Annotated in this window: 1 protein-coding gene and 1 pseudogene; both read left to right on the top strand. The window is 59.1% G+C overall.

The features are described 5' to 3' along the window. Positions 1-1090, top strand: a pseudogene (locus JNL55_RS24615) (hypothetical protein); the annotation flags it as partial. After that, a partial coding sequence (locus JNL55_RS24620; protein ID WP_293860505.1) for a hypothetical protein occupies positions 1087-1865 on the top strand: 779 nt, incomplete at its 3' end. The pseudogene JNL55_RS24615 and the gene JNL55_RS24620, both read left to right, overlap by 4 nt.

Below are 1865 nucleotides of genomic sequence, written 5' to 3' on the forward strand. Positions count from 1 at the left end.
CACAGGCATCGACGCCGTTACCGGTGCACCTACGGGCCTGGTATCGCGAGGCACTTTCAGATACATCAACGGCGAGTTCGGCGAGGCCAAGAACGCCAAGACCATCGCTTCGAAGAATCTGGATCCGATGTATCAGGACGAGTTCATTCTCGGCGCGCAGATGAGCATCACCAAGCATCAAAACATCGGTGCGCGTGCCATCTATCGTGAGCTCAAAGCCGCCATCGACGACAACTGCGATTACACGCCCATCTTGGCTGCGGGCGAGGCGGCCGGTCTCGATCCGAATCTGTTCGTACTGCCGAACGACGGCTTTCCTTACTGCCGCATGTTCAATCCTGGTGAAGATGCCGTGTTCCTCACGGACTTTTACGGTAATGGCACGTTGACGGAGACCACTATCGACGGCGATCTGTTGTCGCCGAAAGCTCGTCGCACCTACAAGGCGCTCGAGTTGTTCTGGGACGGTAACTGGGATCGCACCTTTGTGCAGGCGTCCTACACGCTGGCGTTCAGCAAGGGCAACACCGAAGGCGGCGTCAAATCCGACATCGGCCAGGACGACACCAACGTCACCCAAGACTTCGATTACAAGGAGCTGGCGGTGGATTCGTACGGCTATTTGCCCAACGACCGGCGTCATTCGCTGAAGGTGTTCGGCAGTTACTCGTTCACCGACGAGTTTGCGGTGGGCTCCAACCTGCTGGTGCAATCCGGGCGGCCCAAGAACTGCCTGGGCGTGCTGTATCCGTATCACGGCGGCATTCATCCCTACGGCTCGTCCTTCTTCCGCTGTGGCACGACGACGGCTGGCGGTCGCGATGGTCCGTCGGTACCGAAACCGCGAGGGACGGCGGGGCGTCTGCCCTGGACTTATCAGGTGGACCTGAGCTTCGCGTACACGCCGCATTGGGCTGAAGGCTTGGTCGCGAAGATGGATGTCTTCAACGTGTTCAATAAACAAGAGCCGGTTGCTGTGGACGATCGCGCAGAAGACGCCGCTACGGGAACCCCAGTGAGTACCTATCTAGTGCCTCGATCATTCCAGTCGCCTCGTGAGTTCCAGTTCTCGTTGGTTTATAACTTTTGAGCCCGGAGGGCACTCGCGAGCAATACTCACACGGCCGCCTGCAAGCGGCCGTGTCTCCTCGCGACTTGTGGGCCCGCGCCCGTCAGTACGAACTGCGGGGACTGTGGCTCGAAGCCCGCCGCGTCTACGAGGCCATTCTGAACTTCGAGCCGCGCCACGTTCCCGCCAGACTCCGCCTGTCACGTTTCGAACAATTCTCCGATCGGTATCTCGCCTCGAAGGAACACGTGTTGCTCGCGGCAGAGGCGGTGCGCGAGCACTCCAACACTCGCCATATCGGCTACGTCACCGCTCGCTTGTTAGAGTTCGCCGAAGAGTCCGCTGTGGTCTCGCTGATCAAGTCAGTGGATTGGTCGCAACCGCATGTCATCTCTCAGTCTGCGGTGTTGGCGCAGCACTTGTGGTTGGCCGGTGACTATCAGGGCGCTCTGAACTTCTTAGATGAGATGGCCAAGCGAGGACCGGCGCATCACTTGTTGACCTTCACCCGTGGCAACGTACTCCGCTATCTCGGCAACATGCAGGCGGCAGAGCGAGAATATGAAGCGTGCCTTGCCATGTCGCCGCACTTTGCCGATGCGCATTGGGCACTTGCTACGCATTCCAAGGCTCAGCTGCCGCTAGCACGCGTTGAGCGTATTCGCGACGCGTTGAGCAAAGTAAAGCCGGGCGGCATCGAACAAGCACATCTGTTCTACGCGCTGTTTCGTGAGTACGATGCGGCCGATCATCGAGAGGAGGCCTGGTCTGCATTATCCAGCGGAGCGGACCTGAT

The organism is Steroidobacter sp., from assembly GCF_016790065.1.
Lineage (GTDB): Bacteria > Pseudomonadota > Gammaproteobacteria > Steroidobacterales > Steroidobacteraceae > Steroidobacter.